General features: G+C 68.4%; 6 protein-coding genes. 4 read left to right on the top strand and 2 right to left on the bottom strand.

Features of this window, described 5'->3' with window-relative positions; genetic code table 11:
• On the bottom strand, positions 1–549 hold a 549-nt coding region (locus ABT297_RS42295), incomplete at its 3' end, for a glycoside hydrolase family 20 zincin-like fold domain-containing protein (protein ID WP_350559603.1).
• 386 nt (positions 550–935) lie between these two features.
• Here ABT297_RS42295 and ABT297_RS42300 point away from each other — a divergent pair.
• From ABT297_RS42300 to ABT297_RS42310, 3 genes are all read left to right on the top strand, one after another.
• Positions 936–1,727 (top strand): SMI1/KNR4 family protein, encoded by a 792-nt coding sequence (locus tag ABT297_RS42300; protein WP_350559606.1) that lies wholly within the window; start codon positions 936–938, stop codon positions 1,725–1,727.
• Between the two features lie 254 nt (positions 1,728–1,981).
• Entirely contained in the window at positions 1,982–2,503 is a 522-nt protein-coding gene (locus tag ABT297_RS42305; RefSeq protein WP_350559609.1) for a DoxX family protein, read from the top strand.
• Positions 2,504–2,605: 102 nt separating this feature from the next.
• Entirely contained in the window at positions 2,606–3,220 is a 615-nt protein-coding gene (locus ABT297_RS42310; protein WP_350559612.1) for a TetR/AcrR family transcriptional regulator C-terminal domain-containing protein, read from the top strand.
• Between the two features lie 53 nt (positions 3,221–3,273).
• Here the strand turns inward: ABT297_RS42310 and ABT297_RS42315 are convergent, their stop codons facing one another.
• On the bottom strand, positions 3,274–4,860 hold the full coding sequence (locus ABT297_RS42315; protein WP_350559615.1) for an alpha-amylase family glycosyl hydrolase: 1,587 nt from the start codon (positions 4,858–4,860) through the stop codon (positions 3,274–3,276).
• A gap of 65 nt (positions 4,861–4,925) precedes the next feature.
• Here ABT297_RS42315 and ABT297_RS42320 point away from each other — a divergent pair, with 65 nt between their 5' ends.
• A complete protein-coding gene (locus tag ABT297_RS42320; protein ID WP_350559618.1) occupies positions 4,926–6,458 on the top strand; it encodes an MFS transporter in 1,533 nt (510 codons plus the stop codon).
• Positions 6,459–6,689 lie beyond the last annotated feature (231 nt).

Raw genomic sequence — 6,689 nt, forward strand, 5'->3', positions numbered from 1 at the left:
GTCGAGCATCGCGCCGCGGTAGGCGTAGCGCGGGTAGTCGACGACCCGGCCGCCGGTGAGCGTCCACGGTCCACTCTGGACGGTTTTCGCCTCGACCGTCGCCGGCAGCAGCTGCCGCAGCGTCTGGACGCCGTTGAAGAGGCCGGCCGCGGTCTGCGCGCGGAGCGTGACGGCGGCGGCGGTGACGTCGAGCTGGTAGCCCTCGGCGCCCACGCTCGCGTCGGCGCCGGACAGCAGCAGCGCGATGCCGCTCGTCGGCGTGCCGGTCGTGGTGGAGACCGGCAGCGCGTAGCCGGTCGACGGGCGGAGGACGCCGGCGAGGTAGTTGCCGACAGCGGTGGCGCCGGCCGCGGTCTGGATCGCGGCGTCCGGCGGCAGCGTGTAGGTCACGCCGGCCGCGGGCTGCACCGACACCGGTGCGGGTACGACGTCGGAGAGGCTCACCGCGGCGCTGGCCGGGGAGGCCGCCAGCAGGCAGGCGGCGCCGGTGGCGGCGGTCGCGACGGCCACGGCGGCGGCGAGCAGCAGGTTGCGCGGGGAACGGTGCATGGCATCCTCCAGCGAAACTGTTAAGTTTGCTGTTAATTTGACGGCACGCTATGCCCCGCGCGGGGAAGTGTCAAGGGAATCACCTCCCTCCGAGTTCCTCCCAGCTGCGCCGGGGACTGGGGGCTTCAGCCGTACAGGAACTCGGTGACCTCGGCGACAAAGGCGTCCGGCGTCGATCGTGACCATCCGGGCGGCGAGCGCGCGTTGTTCTTCCTGCGGCAGGTGGCTGGCCGGGCCGCCGGCAATGACGAGAACTGGCAGCGGCAGCCGTGTCCGCCAGCGCGGCGTTCAGCCCGGCCTGCCTTGAACCGCCTCTGTACGATGCACCGCGCGATTCAAGATCGCATTGCATCAACCTATACAAGGCATTCAGGAGCTTTACACATATGACGTCCCAGCCGCAGTATCACGCGCGTTCGTTGGCCCTGGCTGGGCGAACCGCGGAGACTGCACCCGACGCCGTCGCGGCAGTCAACCGGTTCGCCGCTGTGCGCGGCTTCCCGTTGCCCGCCTCGGTGCGGGAGTGGTATTCACTCGCCGCCGGACAGGAGACGCTGCGCAGGTTCAGCAACGAGGACCGCGTGTACGCGGCCCACGAGCTGGGCCGGCCGGAGTGCTACTGGCCCGACGGCGAGCCCGACCAGGAACGCGACTGGGACCCGGTCGCCGAGCGTCAGCTACTGCCGTTCATGATCGAGAATCAGGGAGTCTGCTACTGGGCGGTCATGCTCGACGGCAGCGACGACCCGCCCGTGATGATCTCGTTCGACGACCTGGACCCCACCGACGAGTGGACGATGCTCACGGCTTCGTTCTCGGATCTGGTGTACACCCGGATCTGGGACCACCAGGCGATGTGCGGCGCCCGGACGCTCCGGGCGCCGGTCACGAGCTTCGACCCGGCCGCCTGGGCGGGTCTCGGCACACAGCTGGACGAGCGGCCCGCGGACAGCAACAGCCAGCGGCACCGTTTCGCCGGAAGCGCCGACGACCAGCGGGTCCTGCTGGAGAAGGACGCGTGGGGCCCGACCGGCCAGTGTTACCTGTGGGCAGCCAGCGACGACCTGCTCGTCGACCTCGTCACCACCGTGCGGGCGTCCAGCGGCCTGGCGACGCAGCTCAGCACGTACTGGGGCAACGAGACCCTCGACCGCATCGGCCACCGCCTAGAAGCCTGAACCATCTCGTCTATGCGCACGGCACGGCCGTTCCCAGATGGCCGCCGGCTGGCTGCGCTGAGCACCGCCGTGGCACTGGCGGGGCCGGTGCTACTCGCTGTTGGCGCGTTGCGTGGCGCCGCTTCACGGGCTGTGTGACGTGCGGGCAGCGGCCACGGTGGCGGCTTCAATTGCTCCAAGTTCGTCACACAACGTTGGCGCTCGCGGGCGGCGGTCGGATACTGCTGGCACCCCGGAGTCGAAGGAGTCGCCGCGTGAGTGCCACCGATATCGGCCAACTGGTCTTACGTGCGGCGCTCGGCGTCGTCTTCCTGGCCCATGGGTACAACCATATCTTCGGCGGTGGCAAGATCGCCGGGACGATTCGGTGGTTCGGGAGCCTGGGCATGCGCCCAGCGGTTGTGCACGGCTGGATGGCCAGCCTGGTCGAGCTCGGCGCCGGAGTGCTGTTGCTGCTTGGCCTGGCCACGCCGCTGGCGTGCGCGGCGGTGGTGGGGACGATGGTGGTCGCCTGGGTGACGAACCACCGCAAGAATGGCTTCTTCATCTTCCGCCCGGGCGAGGGCTACGAGTACGTCATGACGCTGACCCTGGCCGCGGTCGCACTGTCGGGCATCGGCGCCGGTCGGATCTCGCTCGATCACGCATTGGGCTGGTTCGAGCCGCCGGGCTGGATCGGCCTGGGCCTCGGCGCCGCCGGCGCGGTCGCGGCCGCGGCGCTGCTGGCGGTGAGCTGGCGCCCCGCTCCGAAAAACCCGGATGTCGACGGCCTCTGATTCGTCCACAACGGCGTGAGCAGGATGGTCTGCTGCACCCGGCCACCGGGAGGCGAACTATAATCGGCGTGAGCGCTCCCGCTGCGCCGCAGGAGGACCACCATGCCGCGGCCGACGATCCCGAAGCTGTCGCTCGACGCCATCGTCGATGCGGCGATCGACCTCGCCGGTGAATCGGGCAGTTTCACCATGGCGGAACTGGCGGCGAAGCTTGAGGTGCGGCAGTCGTCGCTCTACAACCATGTCGCCGGGCGGGACGCGGTGGTCGAGTTGATCCGGCAACGGGCGCACGAGGAGATGGCGGTGCGGGTCGACACGCTCGCGGCGTGGCAGGACGTGGTCCGGGATGTGGCGCGGGCGCAGCGGGATGCGCTTGCTCGTCACCCATGGCTGATCAAGCTGCTGGCGACGTCGCCCGCGGAGCCGGGCGCCGCAGCGTCGGGTGTGGAGAATCTGGCTACGGTGCTCTCGCGCGCCGGCTTCGCCGATCAGGATGTCCTGCAGATCATCGCGGCCATCGACATCATTGTCATCGGAGGGAGCCTGGATCTGCTGTCGCCGGAGCGGCTCTTCCCGCGGTCGGTTACCGATGGCACGAAGGAGTTGGCTCGCGCGGTGCAAGCCGCGCCTCGGGACGCGCCGCGTGCCGAGGTCGCCTTCGCGTTCACGCTTGATCTGTTCATCGATGCGTTGGAAGGCAGGCTCGCGGCCCGCTGAGCAGGTGATGAGGCCCGCGCGGGGTGCGCGGGCCTCTCGCAGGTGAGACGGGATCAGGTGGGGTCGGTGAAGACGGCCGCCGTCTTCGCGGGCACCTGCCCGTTGACCTCGACGGCGCGGCTGGTCAGGATCGGTGCGCCGGCGCCACCCGGCACGTCCACCGGGTGGTCGGAGAAGTTCGCCACGACCACGAGTGGGCCCGAGCGGTAGGTCCACTGGTCGTCGTCGACGCTGAGCTCGGTGTATTTGGCCGATCCGGCCAGGTGCCGGGCGTGCAGCGCGATGAGGGTGCGCACCAGGACGAGCACAGAGGCGGCGTCGCTCATCTCCCGCTCGACGTTGACATCCGCGTCGGGGTGCACCGGTAGCCACGGAGACCCGGTGGTGAAGCCACCGCCGGCGGATTCGTCCCAGCGCATCGGAGCTCGGGCGTTGTCCCGCGGCCACTGGCCGTTGAGCTCGCCCTTCGTCAGCGGGTCCTGCTGCAACTCGGTGGGAATGTCGCTGTCGAGCATGCCGAGCTCGTCGCCGTAGTAGAGCGCATAGGTGCCCGGGATGGTCGCGAGGATGACGTGCGCGACGCGGAGCAGATCCTCATCGCCCTGGGCCCACCGGGTGCCCATACGGGGAAGGTCGTGGTTCGAGCCGGCCCACACCGTTGCGGACCCGGCCGGGAACGACTCGAAGGACTCGCGTACCACCTGGGCGAGCGCGCGGGGCTCGAACGGGGCGAAGATGAGCGGGAAGTTGAATCCAAGCTGGAGCTGGTCGCCGTTGCCGTAGTACGGTGCCAGCTCGTCCACGCGGGACACCCATGTCTCGCCGAGCAGCAGCCGCGGCGGGTCGTACTTCTCGGCCTCGATGCGCCAGTTCCGGTACAAGCCGTGCGTCTCGGGCTGGTTGAAGTTGTACTTGTGCTCGATGCCGTAGCGGCCCTGCACCTCGGTGTTGTAGATGACCGCCTTGGGGTTTACCGGGTTGTCGCGCAGGAACTTGTCCTTGTAGAGGCCGTTCGCGACGTCGATGCGGAAGCCCGCGACACCGCGCTCGTACCAGAACTCCATGATCCGCCGGAACTCCTCGTGGACGCGGGGCTCCCACCAGTTCAGGTCGGGCTGGGCGTCGAGGAAGTTGTGGAGGTAGTACTGGCCGGTCGCCTCGTTCAGGGTCCAGGCGACCTCACCCGTGTCGTCGACCCAGTTGTTCGGCAGCGAACCGTCGGGCTTGGGATCGGCCCAGACGTAGTAGGAGCGGTACTCGGAGTCGCGGGAGCTGACGGCGTCGCGGAACCACGGGTGCGCCGAGCTGGTGTGGTTCGCGACGAGGTCCAGCATGACCTTCATACCCCGCGCCCCGGCATCACGGATCAGGCGGTCGAGCGTCTCGAGGCCGCCGAGGTCGTCCTGCACGTTCAGGTAGTCGGCGACGTCGTAGCCCCAGTCCTTGTTGGGGGAGGGCATCGTCGGGGACAGCCACAGGGCGTCGACGCCGAGCCACTCCAGGTAGTCGAGCCGATCGATGATGCCGGCGAGGTCGCCGTGACCGTCGCCGTTCGAGTCCTGAAAGGACCGCACGTAGATGTGATAGAGCGTGGCTCCGCGCCACCACTCCTTCGTTCCGGGCTGATCGTGAAGCGTCATGGCCGCATGGTCGGATGACTCCTCGTCGATTTTCAACCACGAAACGAATCGCGTTCGTTTCGTGGTTGACAGCAGCCCTGGTGGGTCTCTTTACTCGACGCGAGCCAATCGCGGCTGTCGCGGGCTCCCCGGAATACGTAAGGGACTCATTGATGAGCCGAACGGCACGAGCCGAGTCGACGACGGCGGTCGCGCCCCCCGTCGAAATGCGCATCCCCGGGCTGGGCGAGCGCCTCGCCTACGGGGCTGGCGACGTTGCCTCCAACCTGGTCTTCGTCGCCGTCTCGGCGTTCCTGACCTTCTTTTACACGGACGTTGTCGGCATCGCCGCGGGCACCGTCGGCACGATCTTCCTTATCTCCCGCATTCTTGCCGCGCTCTTTGATCTCGCCGTCGGCATCGCGATGGAGAAGCTGTCCCTGCGGGGCGGAAAAGCCCTGCCGTGGCTGAGATGGCTCGGGGTGCCCTTCGGGCTTTCCGTTGCTTTGATGTTCAGTGCGCCGGGTCTCGGTGAGACCGGAAAAATCGTCTATGCGTTCCTTACTTTCAATCTGTGCGCCACTGTAATCTATTCGGCGATCAACATTCCCTACGGTGTCCTCGCCTCGCTTATGACGAAGGGTCAGTACGGGCGGGCGCTGCTCAACACCTTCCGCATGGTGGGCTGCTACGTCGGGTCCATCGCGATCACGGCGGCCACGCTGCCGATGGTCAAGGCCTTCGGCGGCGGTTCGCTCGCGTGGACCTACACGTTCGCGATCGTCGGCGTCCTCGTCGCTGCGCTGTTCCTGGTCACATACCGTTTCTGCAAGGAGGTGGTGGCACCCGCCCACGACAGCGAGGACGCCGCAGAACTGCCGCGTCACCAGCCGGTCAAGGTCGGGGCGACGCTCCGGTCGATGCTCGGCAACCGGTACTGGGTGATCCTGCTCGTGTTCGGCGTCGTGTTGAACATCCTGCTGTCGCTGCCCGCTGTCTCGATGTACTACGCCAAGTACATCCTGCGCGACGAGTCGATCGCGACCGGCATTCTGACGCTGCGCATGGTGGCGGAACTGGGCGGGGTGCTGCTTGCGGTGCCCGTGGTACGCCGCTGGGGCAAGCGCAACGCCTGCTTGGTGGCCTGCGTGGCGATCGTCGCCGGACAGCTCGTCGTCGCCGGCTCCCCACTGCGGCTCCCCGTCGTCATGGCCGGCCAGGCCATCGCCGGCCTCGGTGCCGGCGCGATCCTCGGCTCGATCTTCGCCATGGTGGGCGACGTCATCGAGCACGAGGAGTGGCGCAGCCACGTGCGCGCCGACGGCATGGTCTACAGCGGCATCTCCGTCGGGCAGAAGATCGGCGCCGGCCTGGGCGGCACGATCATCGGCACGGTGCTCTCGCTCAGTGGGTATGCCCCGAACGGCTTCGGAGGCGCCCAGCCGGACTCGGCGCTCATGGCGACGAGCTTCCTGTTCATCTGGCTGCCCGCGATCGCCGCCGTCGTCATGGCGCTGCTGCTGATCGGCTACACGCTCGACAAGCGGTACGCGAGCATTGTCGCCGAGCTCGCGCAGCGGCGCGCCGGCACCCGTGCGGGCGACCTTCCGCGCGACTGACCGGGAACGCCCTCGCCCCCGGAGCAACAGGAGCTCCGGGGGCGAGGCGACCTCACGCCTGCGGCGTGACCCTGTCCCCGATGCTGAGCGTTTCGGTGGGGTGCGGCGGGACCGACGGGACCGGGCGGCGATCGCACGCGCCACCGAGACGCTTCGTTTTGCGGCCGGCAACTTCTACATCAACGACAAGCCCACCGGCGCGGTGGTCGGGCAGCAGCCGTTCGGCGGATC

Source organism: Dactylosporangium sp. NPDC000555 (genome assembly GCF_040300025.1).
Classification (GTDB): Bacteria; Actinomycetota; Actinomycetes; order Mycobacteriales; family Micromonosporaceae; genus Dactylosporangium.